The sequence below is a fragment of the Corynebacterium sp. MSK047 genome (genome assembly GCF_030232285.1).
Classification (GTDB): domain Bacteria; phylum Actinomycetota; class Actinomycetes; order Mycobacteriales; family Mycobacteriaceae; genus Corynebacterium; species Corynebacterium jeikeium_D.
On record NZ_JASPJI010000069.1, the window covers coordinates 1 to 225 of the forward strand.

The 225-nt window shown below is 56.9% G+C and carries 1 protein-coding gene; it reads left to right on the plus strand.

What is annotated here, in order from left to right:
* A partial coding sequence (locus QP981_RS11220; protein ID WP_284858026.1) for an IS3 family transposase occupies positions 1-225 on the plus strand: 225 nt, incomplete at both ends.

Here is a 225-nt window from a genome sequence, read left to right on the forward strand (position 1 = left end):
CACCACCGCTTGGAATATCTCCTAGAGGCAGCGGGTATCCCACGGTCGACGTTCTTCTACCACCAACAACGACTCAGTAAGCCAGATAAGCACGCCGTACTCAAGCAAGCGATCCGGGAAAGCTTCGAGCGTAACAAGCACCGCTACGGCTACCGACGCGTGCTGCTTGACCTACGCAACCAGGGCTGGGTGGTCAACCACAAACTCGTCTACAAGCTCATGCGC